The organism is Mesobacillus boroniphilus (assembly GCF_018424685.1).
Classification (GTDB): domain Bacteria; phylum Bacillota; class Bacilli; order Bacillales; family Cytobacillaceae; genus Mesobacillus; species Mesobacillus boroniphilus_A.
The window spans coordinates 76,805-94,575 of the sequence record NZ_QTKX01000002.1 but is presented as its reverse complement, the minus strand read 5'-3'; the positions used below and the strand labels follow the sequence as shown (position 1 = coordinate 94,575).

13 protein-coding genes are annotated in these 17,771 nt (G+C 41.7%); 3 read left to right on the top strand and 10 right to left on the bottom strand.

Annotated elements, in window-relative coordinates; translation table 11 throughout:
- Window positions 1-77: 77 nt before the first annotated feature.
- Window positions 78-1,334: a GGDEF domain-containing protein gene (locus DYI25_RS13530; RefSeq protein WP_213369767.1), complete on the top strand. Its 1,257-nt coding sequence runs from the start codon at window positions 78-80 to the stop codon at window positions 1,332-1,334.
- 803 nt (window positions 1,335-2,137) lie between these two features.
- Here the strand turns inward: DYI25_RS13530 and DYI25_RS13525 are convergent.
- The 5 genes from DYI25_RS13525 to DYI25_RS13505 all read right to left on the bottom strand — a co-directional run bounded on the left by DYI25_RS13525 (window position 2,138) and on the right by DYI25_RS13505 (window position 6,047).
- A complete protein-coding gene (locus tag DYI25_RS13525; RefSeq protein WP_213369764.1) occupies window positions 2,138-2,518 on the bottom strand; it encodes a peroxiredoxin family protein in 381 nt (126 codons plus the stop codon).
- Between the two features lie 16 nt (window positions 2,519-2,534).
- Window positions 2,535-2,882, bottom strand: a complete 348-nt coding sequence (locus DYI25_RS13520) for a DsrE/DsrF/DrsH-like family protein (RefSeq protein WP_213369762.1) — start codon at window positions 2,880-2,882, stop codon at window positions 2,535-2,537.
- 178 nt (window positions 2,883-3,060) lie between these two features.
- A complete protein-coding gene (locus DYI25_RS13515) occupies window positions 3,061-3,558 on the bottom strand; it encodes a cupin domain-containing protein (RefSeq protein ID WP_213369760.1) in 498 nt (165 codons plus the stop codon).
- A gap of 125 nt (window positions 3,559-3,683) precedes the next feature.
- Window positions 3,684-4,532, bottom strand: coding sequence for a KPN_02809 family neutral zinc metallopeptidase (gene ypfJ, locus DYI25_RS13510; RefSeq protein WP_213369758.1), 849 nt, complete (start codon window positions 4,530-4,532; stop codon window positions 3,684-3,686).
- 387 nt (window positions 4,533-4,919) lie between these two features.
- Entirely contained in the window at window positions 4,920-6,047 is a 1,128-nt protein-coding gene (locus DYI25_RS13505; RefSeq protein ID WP_213369756.1) for an NAD(P)/FAD-dependent oxidoreductase, read from the bottom strand.
- Window positions 6,048-6,408: 361 nt separating this feature from the next.
- Between DYI25_RS13505 and DYI25_RS13500 the strand changes: the two genes are divergently transcribed.
- A complete protein-coding gene (locus DYI25_RS13500) occupies window positions 6,409-7,581 on the top strand; it encodes an MFS transporter (RefSeq protein ID WP_213369754.1) in 1,173 nt (390 codons plus the stop codon).
- 62 nt (window positions 7,582-7,643) lie between these two features.
- On the opposite strand, the gene DYI25_RS13495 is transcribed toward DYI25_RS13500, so the two are convergent.
- On the bottom strand, window positions 7,644-9,269 hold the full coding sequence (locus DYI25_RS13495; protein ID WP_213369752.1) for an ATP-binding protein: 1,626 nt from the start codon (window positions 9,267-9,269) through the stop codon (window positions 7,644-7,646).
- Window positions 9,270-9,452: 183 nt separating this feature from the next.
- On the opposite strand from DYI25_RS13495, the gene pepF reads away from it, so the two are divergent.
- Window positions 9,453-11,270: an oligoendopeptidase F gene (pepF, locus tag DYI25_RS13490; protein WP_213369750.1), complete on the top strand. Its 1,818-nt coding sequence runs from the start codon at window positions 9,453-9,455 to the stop codon at window positions 11,268-11,270.
- Between the two features lie 54 nt (window positions 11,271-11,324).
- Here the strand turns inward: pepF and DYI25_RS13485 are convergent, their stop codons facing one another.
- From DYI25_RS13485 to DYI25_RS13470, 4 genes are all read right to left on the bottom strand, one after another.
- Window positions 11,325-11,915, bottom strand: coding sequence for a hypothetical protein (locus DYI25_RS13485; RefSeq protein WP_213369748.1), 591 nt, complete (start codon window positions 11,913-11,915; stop codon window positions 11,325-11,327).
- A 14-nt stretch (window positions 11,916-11,929) separates the two neighbouring features.
- Window positions 11,930-13,102 carry a ParM/StbA family protein gene (locus DYI25_RS13480; RefSeq protein ID WP_213369746.1) on the bottom strand — a complete coding sequence of 391 codons (1,173 nt, stop codon included), beginning with the start codon at window positions 13,100-13,102 and terminating at the stop codon, window positions 11,930-11,932.
- A gap of 795 nt (window positions 13,103-13,897) precedes the next feature.
- A complete protein-coding gene (locus tag DYI25_RS13475; protein ID WP_213369743.1) occupies window positions 13,898-14,239 on the bottom strand; it encodes a zinc ribbon domain-containing protein YjdM in 342 nt (113 codons plus the stop codon).
- 298 nt (window positions 14,240-14,537) lie between these two features.
- Window positions 14,538-17,621 (bottom strand): efflux RND transporter permease subunit, encoded by a 3,084-nt coding sequence (locus DYI25_RS13470; RefSeq protein ID WP_213369741.1) that lies wholly within the window; start codon window positions 17,619-17,621, stop codon window positions 14,538-14,540.
- Window positions 17,622-17,771 lie beyond the last annotated feature (150 nt).

The window sequence follows — 17,771 nt, the reverse complement described above, 5'->3', positions numbered from 1 at the left end:
AAAAAATTATTTTGCAACTAGATTTATATATAGGATAAAATTATGTGGTAGAGTTTGGGAAAGGGGAATTTCTGCCTATGCTAAAAGCTAGGTTATATGATCTTACATTATTCTTTACTGCTGTTGCCGTAGCTTTTGGATTAGGTGCCTTTACTATAGATAAAAATATTTTTTTAATAGCGTTATTTATCTATTGGTTATTTTCAACCCTTTATAACCATTTAAGAATCACAGCGCAAAACGGAACGCTGAAATTTGACTACGGGATTAGCTATAGTCTATCGTTTGGTATTTTCGCTGGTCCTTTAGGCTTATTTATTTTTGAAACCATATTCCGTTTCACCGTTTATTTTTCCAGAAAAAGCTCTAAAACCGCCGATGAAGATGAATTTTGGGACACGTTTTACAATATTGGCGCACATGTGTTAATTTACTCGATTGGATATTTCCTATTTCAGCTAGGGTACCCGCTATTTGAGACTATTCCATTCGGATTCTGGATTTTGATGTGCATACTTGCTGTGACGACGACATTGATTTCCTACACATTCCTATCAACTGCCTTTTATATTTTAGGAGAAATCAAAAGCCTGCAGCAGGCAATCAAGTTTTATAAAGAAAGCAATAACTGGCTGGATCTTGGTAAAACAGCGTTCACGAACGGGTTGCTGCTGCTTTTACTTGAGGAACAGCGGTGGGAAATGGTCGTCGGATTATTCATTCTGAACTATCTCGTCAGCCGCTCCTTCCATTCAAAATCTCAAAGCATCCAGAACAAAATCGAGCGGGACAAGTTCGAGCAAATGGCCTATACGGACTTCCTGACCGGGATTCCGAACCGCGCATACATGGATAAAAAAATGTCAGAGTTAAACCAGGCTGGTGAAAGGGTCGGGATTGTTGTAGCGGACATCGATAAATTCAAGCTTATTAACGATTCCTACAATCATGCTGTAGGCGACCGGGTGATCCAGCATTTTGCCAATACACTCAAGACCTACTTGTCTGAAAACGATTATGTGTTCCGGAGCGGCGGGGAAGAATTCACAATGATCCTCAGAAATAAACCCTTCAGCCAGAATATCGATCTGGTGGAAAGGATCCGTCATGGAATCGAGACAAGTTCAGTGGAGGTTGATTATCAATCCGAGAAACATGCCGTCTCAATAACCTCTTCCTTTGGATTGTATTACTTTAAAGTAAACCATCACACGTCGATGGAAAAAGGTTATATCTTTGCTGACCAACTATTGCTCCAATCGAAGGAACTCGGTAAAAATAAAGTCACCTGTAAGGACGAGCTTCCAAAACATGCTCCGATTGGTGTTATGTAAAAAGACAGAGAACCTGAATCTCTGTCTTTTTTCAATCCCACCACTGGCAGTTTAGAAGCATGCTATTCAGACAACTTTTCTGCTTTGCACCTCAAACCTGTCATTATAGTGGGGTTTTCTTGACAGCTTTTCTGCTTTACACCATAAACCTGTCATGATTACGGGATTTTCTTGACAGCTTTCCTGCTTCGCACCTCAAACCTGTCATAATAGCGGGGTTTTTTTGACAGCTTTCCTGCTTCGCACCTCAAACCTGTCATAATAACAGGGTTTTTTTTACAGCTTTTCTGCTTTGCGCCTCAAACCTGTCATAATAGCGGGGTTTTCTTGACAGCTTTCCTGCTTTGCGTCTCAAACTTGTCATAATAAAGTAATTTTCTTGACAGCTTTCCTGCTTCGCACCTCAAACCTGTCATAATAGCGGGGTTTTTTTGACAGCTTTCCTGCTTCGCACCTCAAACCTGTCATAATAGCGGGGTTTTCTTGACAGCTTTTCTGCTTTGCACCTCAAACCTGTCATAATAGCGGGGTTTTCTTGACAGCTTTTCTGCTTCGCACCTCAAACCTGTCATAATAGCGGGGTTTTCTTGACAGCTTTTCTGCTTTGCACCTCAAACCTGTCATAATAACGGGATTTTCTTGACAGCTTTCCTGCTTCGCACCTCAAACCTGTCATAATAGCGGGGTTTTCTTGACAGCTTTTCTGCTTTGCACTTCAAACCTGTCTGAATCCGGAGGGTTTTTTGACAGCTTTCTAGCTTCGCACCTCAAACCTGTCTTAATTTCCCCCCACACACGTATACTCAAAAATGCATAAATAAATCCGCTGCGGCTGCTTCGTTTAGTAACCATTTGATTGGCACCTGTTCTGCGGGATGGATGAAATCGAATCGATCGTTTACATCCAGATCTACTACATAGAGCTGTGCTCCCATTTCTACGGCGATTCCAAGAAGGTCATGCACTGAAGATACTCCAAAGTCATTCAACGCATTTGATAAGTATTCCAGGTCCTCAGACGGAACAGATACATACCGTTTATCAAGAATATTGACTCCCCTGCGGGAAAAAGCCAGGATTACGTCTGCACCAGATGACGCTGCTCCAACGGCGACATTTAAAGGTGGATACGCAGACTCCAGTTCATCATGCAAGGCCATAACCACTACTTTTTTCTTTTCCATCTGCTCTTCACCTCCATTAGTAACTTAGTACTGCATCCGCCTGATAGGCGGTCTCCAAAAATGTTGCGACTCCTGACAACTCTGCCCCGTCCATAAGCTCAAGCCCATCGGCGATTAGCACATTCATCTGGCATCCAAAGAATTTTATCCCTTTATCTAAAGCTTGCTGCATCAACTTCTGCAAATCAATATTGTGGGTTCTCTCCATAATTTTTAAATACCGTTTATCCAGAACTCGGGCTCCATCCAAATCAAAGAAAATCGAGACCTCGTTGTCTTCCTCAGCATTTTTCAGCGCTTTCTTCAAAACATAAGGAACATTGGAGCTCAATGAAACGAAATAAACAAATTTCTTATTAGCCATGTGGCTTCCCTTCCTTCATTTCGTTATCTATACAACTAATTATTTTGTCCAAATGATTAACTACCATGAACTCACTTATTATTATATACCCATATAGGTATAAAGAAAAACAAATTGACCTAAAAAAACAGGCAGCAGTCTGGTAGTTTCACCATGCTGCTGCCTGCCTTCTTGTCTATTATTTTACCCACTTATGAAGAAGTGGACCTTCATCCCCGTACACCGGATCTGTTTCTGGAACAGGAACGTTTTTAATTTGAGATAATGCTTGAGCTCTGACACCAGGATCTTCTTCCTTCAAGTCTGGATTTCTTCCATTTGGGTAAGCACCCACAACTTCGAAATCCTGGCTGCTGTCGATTTTCTTGTGGCCGGTTCCTGCCGGAAGGACGACAACATCTCCTGCTTTAAGCTCCAAACGTTCTCCCGCATCGCCGCCAATTTGCACTGTCGCACTGCCTGATTTTACACCTAGTACTTCATGGGTGTTTGTATGGAAATGATGATAATCATAAATATCACCAGTCCATGTGCCTGTCCAATTATGTTGCTCAAATTGGTCTTCCATGCTTAAGTTGTCATCAAAAACACCTTGATAGACAATGACCGGTAAAGTCGGATTATTAGGAATATCACCTGTGTCGTTTGCGAAAAATGATCGTATTTGTGTTCCCATTGTGAATTGCTCCTTTCCTATATCAGAATTCGTTACTCCCAGGAGGAGTTAAACTCTAAAAAGTTGGTGCCACCCACAAATGTTACTTGATGGCATGGACCAAAAAGGTCTATGCTTATCTGTACCTAAAATTCTCTTGTGTTAAACGTATCACCTTGTTTAAGGTTGCCAGCTTTATAGCCTTTATAGAACCAGCTTTTCCTCTGCTCTGACGTACCGTGTGTGAAGCTTTCGGGAACGACATAGCCCTGTGATCGCTTCTGTATCGTATCATCCCCGACCGCACTGGCAGCATTCATAGCTTCCTCAAGGTCACCTTCTTCCACGACGCCCATTCCCTGAGCATGATGAGCCCATACTCCTGCTAAATAGTCAGCTTGCAGCTCAAATCGGACTTGATATTTATTAAATTCTGTCTGGTCCAGACGACCGCGAAGTGAATTCAGTTTATCGGTCGTTCCTAATAAAGTCTGAACATGGTGACCAACTTCATGGGCGATCACATAAGCCATCGCAAAATCACCAGGTGCCTGGAATTTTGTTTGAAGCTCATTGTAGAAACTGAGATCAATATAGAGTTTTTGGTCACCCGGACAATAAAAAGGGCCTACCTGCGAGCCAGCCATTCCACAGGCTGACTGGACACTGCCGGAATACAAAACAAGTGTTGGCTCTTGATACTCCATGCCTTGTTCCGCGAATACCTCGGACCATACTTCCTCTGTATCAGCAAGGACCACTGAAACAAATTGGGCAAGTTCCTCTTCCTGTGCTGTCTGCTCATATGGAGCAGGTGACTGGTTTCCGCCATTTGTCATATTGTTGACAACGTCCCCCATATCGCCTCCGCCAAGGAAAGTCATGATCACTAATAGGATAATACCGCCAAGGCCGCCGCCCATTAGCATGCCTCCTCCGCCCATCCCTCTCCTATCTTCCACATTGCTGCTCGCTCTTCTGCCTTTCCATTGCATGCTGTTGGCTCCTTCCTGCTATATATTAAACAATAATTAAACGATTTTATGGATGTCCTTAGTGTTATACCCGCATATAAGCGATTTATTTGCCTTTCTATGAATATTTTTTTGGTAATACTCTTTTCGTAATCTGTGTTGCTTTCATCACCAAATTAAAGATTCTTTACAGAAACCATTTACTGAAATTAAGGTCTCTTGCTTAAATCAAATCAGTAGGAACCTTTTCATTTACCCTTTTTAGATTTCTCTGCTCTTTTCTGCCAATGCAAAGCAATTCCTTTTACCTTTTTCATAATCTCCTGCCTTTATGGACTTAAAAACCAATATGCAAAAAGCAAGCAGGACACCCCCTATTTCAGGTTGTCCTGCTTGCTTTTTCATTGCCTAGGAAATATTATCGCTGATTGCTCCTGAGACATCGTACTGGTCGAGGTCTAGTTCGATGTCTTCGCCTGCTGCCAGTTTGGCGAGTTGTGAACCAAGATAAGGTCCGACTGTCAGTCCTGAAGCGCCCAACCCATTTGCCATGAATAGGTTATCAAAACCTGGAATGGAACCAATAATGGGAAGGAAGTTTGGGGCGACCGGACGGAATCCTACTTTTGTTTCGATATAGGTTGCATCTGACAGACCTGGTGCGACTGTTAATCCCTTGTCGATGATTTCATGCATTCCTCCAAAAGTCGGGCGGCGGTCAAATCCCTTCTCGTCTTCATGTGTCGCTCCAATGACCACCCTCCCTCCATCGAACGCAAGGATATACTGGTTATTCGGAGGCATGACTACTGGCCAGCTGCCGGTCTCTGTATCCTCGAGCTTCAGATGAATGATTTGGGCTTTTTGAGGAGAGATACTGAGCTTCAATCCAAGCGGTTTCAGCAACTCAGGTGCCCATGCCCCTGCAGTTATGATGATGCCGTCAGCTTCATATTTTGTATTTCCAACGTATACACCTGTCACTTTTCCATTAAAGTACTCTAATTTGGCATCTCCCTTTATCATTGAAGCGCCATGTTTTTGCGAAGCGTTCAGGAGAGCATCTCGCAGTAACTGTCCATTTACACGGGCCCCACCGCTTACATGAACAGAAGAATACTCTTCCGATAACGGCGGAAAAAGTTCATTTGTTTCATTATGATCCAGCTGCCTGATTTCACCTATTTCTGGTGCTTCTTCTCGCCTCTTAGTCGCTCTTTCTTCCATTTTCATAAGTTTTCCCTGATCATGATGGAGACTGATGGCACCTACTCGCTGATAACCTGTTTCCATCTCGCCGTCCTCTTCTAGCTGATTAATCAGTGACGGGTAAAAGGCCGCACCATTCTTTGCGAGGAAATACCATGCCTTATTCCTGCGCTGGGTCAGCCAGGGACAAATGATTCCAGCTGCTGCATTCGTCGCTTGTCCTGGTTCTTCACGGTCTATGATCGTTACACGCTTTCCTTCCTTAGCTAAGTGGTAAGCCGTGGATGCGCCTAATATTCCTGCGCCAATGACAATATATGTTTTCATCCCTACACCTTTTCCGTAAAAGATTCTTGATCTCATTTTACAGAAGTTTATGGACAGACTCAAAGAAGGACATACCCTTTTGCTATTTCCCTCTCATTCAAACTTTAATAGCCTTAACACAGTACTAGAGGTTTTACTAAATTCTTTGCTGAGGCCTTGAAGTAATAAATAATCTTCCTGCTATAATATAACTTTTGAATTATATAACTCAAAAAGCCAAATGCTAAGCCATTAGAAAGTTGAAAGAAAGTTCCCACTCTCGAAAAGTAATCTTCGCTATACCTCTGGGGTTTCTGATATAATTTTTTTATTGTGTACTTAAAAGCAATGATACCGTTGAGATAATGGAGTGAATATAAAGATGAATACCAAAAAGGCTTTGCCTATTTTATTTTTAGTTATGTTTCTCGTAATGGTTGGCTTTGGAATCATCATTCCAGTCATCCCTTTTTACGCTGAAGAAATTGGGGCTACGCCTACCCAATTAGGTTTATTGATGGCAGTCTATTCCTTGATGCAGTTCTTATTCGCACCAATGTGGGGCCGAATTTCCGACAGGATAGGAAGGAAGCCTGTCATCATGATCGGTATTTTGGGACTTTCCCTTTCCTTTTTCCTGATGGCGCTTTCCACAGAGCTTTGGATGCTGTTCGCGGCAAGGATCATCGGTGGATTCTTGTCATCAGCTAATATGCCTACTGTCATGGCTTATGTCGCGGATATCACCTCTGAGGAAGACCGCGGAAAAGGTATGGGAATCATCGGTGCAGCAGTTGGACTTGGGTTTATTTTCGGTCCGGCAATCGGCGGTGTTTTTTCACAATCCAGCCTGAGCACACCATTTTACCTTGCAGGGGCGACTTCGCTGGTTACGTTCCTATTCGTTACTTTTGTTTTGAAAGAGTCGCTCTCAGCTGAAGAACGCAGTAATCAGCAAAAAGAGAAAGCTTCATTACTAAAGGCTTTAAATGGACCGCTTTCCATGCTATTCATGCTTCAATTGTTCGTTTCGCTTTCTTTGTCTGGTCTAGAGGCAACATTTGCTTATTTTGCTGCTGAAAAAGCAGGGTTGGGCTCAGTAGAATTAGGATATATTTTCATGATTATGGGACTTGCAGGAGCCATCGTACAGGGTGGATTAGTTGGCAGATTGACAAAGAAGCTTGGCGAAGGTATGGTCATCCAGCTGGGTATCATCATTTCTGCGGCAGGCTTTGGATTAATCCTCCTAACTGAAGGATTTGGTACTGCTGCATTATTCCTCACTATTTTTGGAATAGGGAATGGATTGATTCGCCCAAGTGTTTCCTCATTGCTGACAAAGAAATCAACAACTGGGCATGGCGGGACAACTGGATTGCTTTCATCCTTTGATTCACTCGGCAGGATAATTGGACCCCCATTAGGCGGATGGCTGTTCACGATCGCCATTGGAATGCCTTATATTTCAGGGATTGTTTTATCAATGGTTGCCCTGATTTTGTACCAATTCTATCAAGCACGAACAAAAACTTCTCATTCGTTAGACCAATAATAACAAGAAGGAGGATGGCTTATTCACCATCCTCCTTATATTCCTAGTTCCTCTACCTTTTCTTAATTCGTTAAGGGGAGTTTTATTTCAACTAAGGTCCCATTGTTTAGCTTACTATGATAGGAAATCGCACCATTGTGCTGTTTAATGATTTTATGGCAAATCATTAATCCAAGCCCCGTCCCTTTCTCCTTCAATGAGTAGAATGGCTCTCCTAAGCGCGGAAGCAATTCTTCTGGAATTCCACAACCTTCATCTTGAACAGAAATAATACATTCACCATCTATCCCTTTTTGCAGTTTAATATCAATATTTCCGCCCTTCGGCATGGCCTCCATAGCATTCTTAAAAACATTCAGGAACACTTGCTTAATCTGGTTTTTCTCACATGTTATGTAGAAATCTGTGCTCAGATAACTTCGGCTGAATTGTATGTTTTTCATATTGGCTTGCGGGGATAAGAATTCAACTGTATGATCGATCAAATCGCACAAGTTGGCCCGGTTAAGCTGGATAGCCTGCGGTTTTCCTAAAGAGAGCATTTCACTTGTGATGGTTTCGATTCTTTCTAGTTCACTCAGAAGCAAGTTGTTAATTTCATCCGAACTATTTTCTTTTCCATACAGCTGGACAAACCCCTTTATTGTAGTAAGAGGATTACGTATTTCATGGGCTACACCTGCTGCCAATTCCCCCACAATCGATAGCTTTTCGGATTGCAAAAGAATCTCTTCCGCTTTTTTACGCTCAGAAATATCCCGGCTTATGATAACAATGTGCTCAATTGTTTGAGAGTCATCTATAACAGGCATACAGCGGGACTCAAAATCCAGCCATTTACCATTTATATGCTGGAAGCGGAACTCTACTGGCAGTGATTCTTTGTTTTTCATGATCTTTGTGATTGTTTCCCTGAAATTCACTACGTCATCTGGATGAATTAACTTACATATTTCTATTTTTTCAAGCTCTGGAACCTTGTATCCCAACGCCAGCTCATGAGAAGGAGAGAAGTAACTGATTGAATGCGCTTTATTCATTACCATGATGAGATCTGATGTATTCTCAGCAATGAGGCGGTATTTTGATTCACTTTCCTCCAGTGTCTGCTCCATCCTCTTTCTTTCTTGGATTATTCTATATAACTTTTCATATGATTCTATTAATATTCCACCAAAAAAAACTCCTATTGAAACAAACAGTAAATATTGGAGATGAAAAACTGGATTATCTCTAATTACGTTTAAAACGATCGGTACAGTAATAATATAAGTGACTATGTAAGAACACAGTAAAATCATGTATCGTCTGACTGGTTTAAATTGTATAGTAAATTTGTGAATCACAATCAAAACGGTCATGACTATTAACCAGCCTACTATTGCCGGAAACCAGTTTTCAGATACGAATAACCTGGACGCCAATGCAAAGCTGCTGGTAATCATGCCTGGGCCTGGGCCGAGATAAGCAAAGACCAAAATAATAACGGCGTAACGGATATCATATGAATATCCTTGATCCTGGAAAGATAAGCTTACCAGCACGGAGGAAACAATTCCCGCATATAGTCCTGCCCAAATCCGCAGCTGCTTGAGTGGCTTAAAATTCAAATAGGAACGGATTACTAAAGGAGTACTGACCAATAAAGAAAGCATAGAGAGATTTATGATGTAATCTATTATAATCAACTGGCTCCCACCTAAATAAATTCCGTATTTAATAATTATCATAAACCAGTGAATACACCTTTTCCATAGAATTTAATTGCAAATCACTCTTAATCATTTTTAAAATCTTTTAAATAATTAAACTTTAACTTAATTCATTTCGAATATCGTAGTAATATTAACATACAGAAGGAGGAGATTAATTTGAATAAGACGATCGAAAAACGACTTGTCCGCTCGGAGGTACCTAAAGACTTAACCTGGAATCTTGATGATTTATTTGCATCCGACCAAGCTTGGGAGGCTGCAATTCAAGAAATTGAAGAGCACGTTAAAAGTTTCGCCGGCTTCAAAGGAACCTTACATACAGGGCCTAAAGTGTTACTCGACTGCCTTACTGCTCAGGAAGAATTAACAATGAAGCTGGTCAAGGCCCGTACATATGCAAGCTTGAAGCAATCAGCCGACGGTACTGATCCCGTTAACCAGGCGAAGTCGGCTAGGACTGCTGATATCGTAACAAAGGCCATGGCCGCTTTATCCTTTATTTCATCTGAAATTTTGGATTTCGAAGATGGGAAAGTAGATGAATTCCTTCAGGAAGAGCCGAGTCTTGTTCCTTTTAAAAAGAACTTATTGGAGCTTTTGGAAACAAAAAAACATAAATTATCACCTGAAACCGAAGAAGTGCTCGCAGCATTAGGAGAAGTTCATTCAGCACCTTACAATATTTACGGTATGGCTAAACTTGCCGATATGCAGTTCTCATCAATCCAGGACGAAGAGGAAAATGAATTGCCGGTATCTTTCGCACTATTTGAGAGCCGTTATGAATTTTCACCAGACACGTTTGTCCGGAGGAAAGCATATGAATCCTTTGTCTCGACACTTAAACAATATAAAAATACAATTGCTGCAACCTATGCAACTGAGGTTAAAAAACAGGTTACGCTCGCAAAGTTGAGAAATTATGAGTCAGTAACTCATATGCTCCTGGAGCCTCAGCAGGTAACAAAGGAAATGTATAATAATCAAATCGATATCATCTATAAAGAACTGGCACCGCATATGCGCCGTTTCGCTCAGTTAAAGAAGAAGGTGCTGGGGCTGGACAAAATGATGTTTTGTGACCTGAAGGCTCCTTTTGATCCTGAATTTGATCCGAGCATCACCTATGATGAAGCACGCGACCTGATCACAGAGTCCTTAAAAGTAATGGGCCCTGATTATACCGCCATGATTGAAAAAGGCTTTGAGGAGAGATGGGTGGATCTCGCTGATAATGTCGGCAAATCAACAGGAGCTTTCTGCTCAAGTCCATATGGTTCACATCCATATATCCTGATTACATGGGCCGACAATATGCGTGGCTGCTTCACACTAGCTCACGAGTTCGGTCATGCAGGGCATTTTTACCTGGCGAATCAAAACCAGCGCATCATGAATGTCCGTCCTTCCATGTATTTCATTGAAGCTCCTTCTACGATGAATGAGATGCTTCTCGCACAGCATCTTCTCGAAAAAAATAAAGATGATGCCCAGATGAGCCGCTGGGTCATTCTGCAGCTGTTAGGAACGTACTATCATAACTTTGTCACCCACCTGCTTGAGGCAGAGTTCCAGCGCCGCGTGTACGCCCATGCTGAAGCCGGCAAAGCCATGACGGCAAAAACACTTACTGAAATCAAAACGGACGTCCTTAAAGGCTTCTGGGGTGATACAGTTGAAATCGATGAAGGAGCCGGCCTGACATGGATGCGCCAGCCTCACTACTACATGGGCTTGTATCCATACACTTACTCTGCAGGTTTGACCGCATCGACTGCCGTTTCACAGTTGATTTTGGAAGAAGGTCAGCCAGCCGTAGACCGCTGGCTCGAGGTGATCCGCGCAGGCGGCACCAAGAAGCCGCTTGAGTTACTGAAGCACGCGGGATTGGATATGTCGACACCGGAACCAGTCCGAAAAGCAGTTGCTTATGTAGGTTCATTGATTGACGAATTAGAGCAATCCTATCAATAGAAGTAGAAAAACAATCAGTAGAAAAAACCCATGGAAAGCTCCCATGGGTTTTACTTATTTATTCATTTTAGCAAGGAAATCTCCAAGAAGATCGTCCAAATCCTCTTCCTTCTCTTCCTCTTCTTTCGTTGTTTCTGTCTGTTTGATCGAATCCCAAACAAATGAATCAAGATCATCATCCATTGAATCAATTTCAGCCGATGAAGCAGTCTCTACTATTACTGATAAATCTTCATTAGCTGCAACTGGCGGAAGCTCAAATTCTTCTTCTTGCAAGTATAGGGCTTCGTCGATTTCAGTTGACTTACTGTTCAATGATGCAAGCAGTGACGTGGCACGTACTGGGTCGGTTAGCAGGTGATAAACGATATTGCCCAGCAATGCTTCTGAATGCTCATGCTTAATCCAATCCCGTTGCGATTTGCTGAGATTGCGCGGGAGAGGAATGGTAATGGTTTCTCGTTCCCTGGAATATGAATTCCCCACACCCTGCAGGACAAAGTCAGCAATCTTGCTAGAGAAGTTTCTTCTCTCGGTTTCTTTTAATTTTTGAAGATGCCTTAAGATATGGTCTGGTGTATCAGATGGGATACGGAACGATAGTGCTTGTCCTCTCTTAATCTCATTAGGGTTGGTTTTTTTCATGTGATCACCTTACTTTAGCTTTTAACAGGCTCTGATGCAGCTTTGCTCTTTTCTGATTTTTTCACATAATCCATGATGAGCTTATAGTAAGCATTGGCCATCATCCAGATGCTCTCTTTTTCATCCTCGAAGAATTCGATGTTATAGCCATCAAGATTGTTATTCAATGTTTTGATGTATTCCTTCAGAACTGTTGCACCGCCGCCAACAAAATAGCAGATTTCGGTCTGAGAATTTTTTGCCCATACATTGCGGAGAAGGCGATATTGCTTTTTAGCCAGTTCAAGAAGAATACGGTCAGTGATATCATGGACGCTAGTACGGCTTCCTTTAACCATGATGTGGTTGCGGTCATTCTTGCGTGTGATGATCTCTACAACATCAGTGCGGCTGTCTAACTCCACGCCATGTTTGCTGCGGATTTCTTCTCTTATTTGTTCCAATGCCTCAGAAACACCAAGGTTGAAGCCTTGTGCCTTATCATCATCAACATTGCGGTTTTTGATGACAGCGATATCTGTTGATAAGCCGCCGATATCCTGGATGAGGATCCTTCTATCTATAAGGTCTTTGTTGATGATTTTCAAGTTGTTGTCCATTACTAGATTGATATAAGCAGCGAAGCCCTCAGGGTAAACCTTTACTTCATCAAATTTGATATTAACTTTCAGACCCTGGTACTTAGGCGTTACGAGGAATTCAACCTGGTGAACGGATCCAACTAACTTAGAACGGTAGCCAGCGTCCTTTCCTTCCTTCACTTCACGAAGCGGTAGTCCTGTTCCAAGTGTGTAGTTCGCATCAATGACATTCTTGCTTTTAGGAAAAAGCTTTGCATTTTCTTCATTGACTGCATCTAATGCAAGGGTAGCGAATAACATAACCAAAGTCTGATCTTCCTCGGATTTGCTGCTTCCAGGATCAAGTTCTGTCGCATTATCGCTTTTCGTCGCCAGGTTGCCAACACGATAAATAGCATTATTCTCTTTCAGGGCAGGGGAGTGGACCCGAATATGGATGCCATCGAGAGGATCCTTCGTATCAAGCTCCTCAATACCGATTACAGGACGGTCTTCTGTGTCCCTTGCTACAATATTAGGAATGTTCAACTCATTATCAAATTCTCCAAAAATAGCTTTAATAGAATCGTTACCAACATCAACAGCTGCAATTCTAGATTTCGTCATTTTTATCATTCCTTTTCAATAATCTAAGTAAATATGTATCCTTACCTACTATTTTAAAGGTAAAGGTAAATAATAGATACTGCAAGAAAAACAAGGAAAAAGAAATATAAATGTAAACATGTAAACAGGCTGTAAACCCCACACCTATTGTATACATAATTGTACACAACGAACACAAAATCGTATACATCTTGATTTAACAACATGTATACGATTTTGTATACATGTAAACGTAATTGTATACTTATTGTTTACAATATGTATACTTGTTTACATTTTTGTATACTTAAGTTTTAATCTCTATTTTTTCAATTTAATTCCAGTTGATCGACGTTCATCTCCCCTCCCCTGCCTGCATTACTAACTAATATTTTGGTGGCTATTGCCGAAAAGGTATGTCGGTAACTGAAACAACTTGAGAGTGAACTGAGGGATTAACGGATAGATTATTATTTATGGGAATATTGAAAAAACTAAATTAAGGAAATAAGTAAGGCTCTTTTCGTAACTCTTAGTTGCTTTCTCAAATGATGATTATCCATGCAATGCATGTTAAATAAGTATCAGCTAGAAAAGAACCCTGAAGCGTTTCATATAGGATTAATACGAAAGACAATAATCATTATAATAATAGCCATTCTTAAAAACAGGTTAATGAGACTAAAAGAAAATATATCTCACCTCCCCTACTCTATCTCGTCTATACAGAGAGGAGAAATAAAGTCGAAACCTGGCGAAAGAGGAAGAAGCGAGCGGAACAATTATGGCCAGGCAAAACGCCTGGCCATAATTGTTCTATATTTTCTTTACAAATTCAGACTTGAGCTTCATCGCTCCAAATCCTTCAAGTTTACACTCAATATCATGGTCGCCATCAACTAGACGGATATTTTTAGCCATAGTCCCGATTTTAATCACTGACGATGTACCTTTTACTTTCAAATCCTTGATTACCGATACCGTGTCTCCATCATTCAGGACATTCCCGTTCGCATCTTTGACCACTTTGTTATCTTCCCCGTTTGCGGTTTCAGTAGAAGGATCCCATTCGTAGGCGCATTCTGGGCAAACCAGCAGGATACCATCCTCATACGTATATCCTGAGCTGCATATTGGGCAATTTGGCAAATTAGACATGTTCGAAGCCTCCGAAATCCTTTTATAATAACCTTAATTATAGCCAAGTTTCTCTGACATTCCTATTGCATTAGCAATACTGCAAATATGATAAGGCCGTTTCGAATTAATTGTTGCTCTTCGAACTAGTCACTACATTCCAATCCTTGAAGACATCAGAGATTTTTTTGAGGGGACTTATGAACTGGATTGGCATTAAATAAACTTAGTTTGTTAAAGCAACAATATTGATGAAAAGAGCCATTAATAAAGAAAAAAGCCCTGACAGGACGACCAGTCATCCACCAGGGCTCTTTCATTAGTTTTCTACAATTTCCTTACGGTTCTTCTTAAACATTTTAGATAGAACTTCATATACAATCGGTACAATAATCAGCGTTAATAATGTCGAACTGGTTAAACCACCAATTACGGTAATCGCCAGACCCTTGGAAATCAGTCCGCCTCCGCCTGATCCTATCGCTAGTGGAACCAATGCACCTACCGTAGCGATTGCGGTCATTAGGATTGGACGTAAACGTGTAGCACCTGCTTCAAGGACCGCTTCACGCATCGTAAGTCCTTCCCTTTCCATATGAATAATTCGATCTACAAGTACGATGGCGTTCGTTACGACGATTCCAATCAGCATCAACAGTCCCATCATAACGGATACAGAGATGGTTTCACCTGCAATAAGCAACCCAACGAACGATCCAATGACTGCGAATGGTAGTGAAAATAGAATAGCAAATGGTGCGACACCTTCACGGAATGTAACGACCAGTATGAAGTAAACAATTGCAATTGCAGCAAGCATTGCTACTCCTAGCTGCGTGAATGTTTCCGTCATATCTGCCTGGACACCGGCTACTCCGACTTCCACTCCTTTAGGAAAATCTAATTGATCGATTGCTTTTTCAGCTTCAGCAGCTGCCTTTGAAATATCCTTACTAATGACAGTTCCGGATACAGAAGCATAGTATTGGCCTTTGCTGCGGGCCAGAGCATTCATCGTTGTACCTTCTTCAACCGTTACTAATTCAGACAGTGGCAGGGTGGTCCCCATCGCTGTTTGCACTTCAGTGGCAAGGATGTCTTCAATTGATTCAGGCTGTTCAGCTTGCTCTTGCTGGACAATGACATCAAGTGATTCTCCATCTTTTTCGACGGTCGTCAGGACCTCTTGTGATTTGTTCGGATTGAGCATCATCACAATTTGTCCTGCTGTCAGTCCGTATTGCAGCAATTCATCCTGTTCAACTTTGAAGGTATACTCTACATAAGCATCTTCTGCACTTGATGTAACATCTTTCAAGCCATTGATATTTTTCATTTCACCTTCAACCATCTTAACGGCTTGGTTTAATTTGCCTAAATCTTCGCTGTAGAATGTGTAGCTGATTTCGTTCTCAGGCATCGACATTCCGCCGAAATTTTGGCTCTTCCATTCGCCGCTTTGTCCAATATTGAATACATACTCTTCAATATCTTCACGGACTTCTGGGAAGTTTTCCATTTCAGGATCAAAGATTAGGTACATCAGGGCTCCGCCTGCTCCCCCGCCCATCATAGCCGTCATCTGGTGGGCTTCTTCATTAATAGATACTTGAACTATGTCAATATCGTCGCGTTTTAGCATCTCTTCTTCTACTTCACCGACATTCTCTATTGTTTCTTCCTTAAGCTCTCCTGCTTGTGGCGTATAGGTCAGATACATGACCTTGTCTTCTTCACTGCCCATGAAACTGAAGCCGATGATTGGGGTGAGCGCAAGGCTTCCCGCTAACAGAACAACGGCAATGAGTGAAGTAATGACCTTATGGTTAAGCGACTTATTCAAGAAACCTTTATACCAATTAGCCAGTTTTCCAACTTCTTTATGGCTGCTTTCAGTCTTTTCACCATATAACTTCTTTTTAAATAAAAAGTGAGATAATGCTGGTACGATCGTAATCGCCACAATCAGTGAAGCACCAAGTGCAAATGTCATCGTTAGCGCAAATGGTGTAAATAATTCCCCTACCATTCCGCCTACGAAAATCAGCGGTGCAAATACAGCAACCGTCACGAGCGTGGACGACAGGATTGGCTTGAACATTTCGATTGTCGCTTCACGTACGAGGGCGCGGCCCGTTAATTTCTCTTCTTTTAGATGGAGCCGACGATAAATATTTTCCACGACGACAATCGAGTCATCAATAACACGGCCAATCGCAACAGTAATCGCGCCAAGTGTCATGATATTAAGCGTGATGTCCATCCAGTTCAATAACAGCAATGCCATAAAAATCGAAACTGGTATCGAGACAATTGATATAATCGTAGATTTGAAGTCACGCAGGAATAGAAGAATAACCAGGATCGCGATTAATCCGCCAAATAGAGCTTTTTCTATCATTGTCCAAACAGATTCTTCGATTGGTTCTCCCTGGTCAAGCGATACTTCAATGACTAAACCTTCAATTTTAGCCTCTTCTTCTTTTATTAAGTCTTTCACTGCATTAACGACATCAACGGTGTTCGCTTGCTGCTCCTTGACAATCTGCAAGGCAATCGCGTCTTCACCATTAGTGCGGGATATGGATTGAACTTTACCAACAAGCTCAATTTCAGCAAGTTCGCTAAGTTTTACAAAAGGTGATGGGTTGGCTGCTGATGGCGTGACCGGAATCAGCATATTTTTCAATTCATCTGTAGTCGTGAATTTGCCATCGACAGCAACGGCCTGCTCTCCTTCTTCAAACTCAAAAAGGCCTAATGAAACGCCCAGGTTGCTGGCTTGAATCATTTCCTTCACTTTACTTTCAGTTAAGCCGAATTGTGTCATTTTTGCTTCGTCATAGGTAAGATTCACTTCTTCAATATGCTGCCCTGTAATCGTTACGGACGCAACACCATCGATTTTATCGATTTTCGGAAGAAGGATTTCTTCTACGGTAGATGTCAGTTCCACGATATCCTCAGTTGTGCTGCTGACACTCAATGCGGCAACCGGCATCATGTTCATGCTGATTGCTGTGATTGTCGGTTCCTGCGCCCCTTCCGGCAGGGTCACCATATCTAATGCCGATTGCAAAGCACGCTTGGCCTCATCCATATCAATGCCATACTCATACTCTACCTGGATACTCGACATATTGGAGTATGAATTCGAATAGACATACTTAACGTCTTCCAGTCCCTCCACTGCTTTTTCAATCGGAATGGACACATCCTCCATTACTTTTTCTGGAGTCGCACCAGGGTAAACATCCATTACCATCAAGTATGGGATTGAAATATTCGGGATGGTCTCCATGTTCATCCGTGTACCAGAATATATCCCTAATACCGTGATAATAATTGTTAGAAGCCATACGGCCAGTTTATTTCCAAGTACAAAATTGACTAAATTTTTCACTACTGCACCTACCTTAAAATGACTTTATTGACCATTATAATGGTACTGACTGACCGGTCATTTGTCAATGTTAGATGTACAGTATCCTTATAAAATTACAAAAAAAAATCCGCTTCATAAAGAAGCGAATCTCTTTTTTATTTACTAGAA

What these genes read in the sequence shown, in the direction of transcription:
- DYI25_RS13500 (WP_213369754.1), top strand. Translation starts at nt 6,409, where the DNA reads ATGAATACCAAAAAGGCTTTGCCTATTTTATTTTTAGTTATGTTTCTC.
- DYI25_RS13530 (WP_213369767.1), top strand. Translation starts at nt 78, where the DNA reads ATGCTAAAAGCTAGGTTATATGATCTTACATTATTCTTTACTGCTGTT.
- ypfJ (WP_213369758.1), bottom strand. Translation starts at nt 4,532, where the DNA reads ATGCAATGGAAAGGCAGAAGAGCGAGCAGCAATGTGGAAGATAGGAGA.
- DYI25_RS13485 (WP_213369748.1), bottom strand. Translation starts at nt 11,915, where the DNA reads ATGAAAAAAACCAACCCTAATGAGATTAAGAGAGGACAAGCACTATCG.
- DYI25_RS13505 (WP_213369756.1), bottom strand. Translation starts at nt 6,047, where the DNA reads ATGAAAACATATATTGTCATTGGCGCAGGAATATTAGGCGCATCCACG.
- DYI25_RS13475 (WP_213369743.1), bottom strand. Translation starts at nt 14,239, where the DNA reads ATGTCTAATTTGCCAAATTGCCCAATATGCAGCTCAGGATATACGTAT.
- DYI25_RS13525 (WP_213369764.1), bottom strand. Translation starts at nt 2,518, where the DNA reads ATGGAAAAGAAAAAAGTAGTGGTTATGGCCTTGCATGATGAACTGGAG.
- DYI25_RS13480 (WP_213369746.1), bottom strand. Translation starts at nt 13,102, where the DNA reads ATGACGAAATCTAGAATTGCAGCTGTTGATGTTGGTAACGATTCTATT.
- DYI25_RS13515 (WP_213369760.1), bottom strand. Translation starts at nt 3,558, where the DNA reads ATGGGAACACAAATACGATCATTTTTCGCAAACGACACAGGTGATATT.
- DYI25_RS13520 (WP_213369762.1), bottom strand. Translation starts at nt 2,882, where the DNA reads ATGGCTAATAAGAAATTTGTTTATTTCGTTTCATTGAGCTCCAATGTT.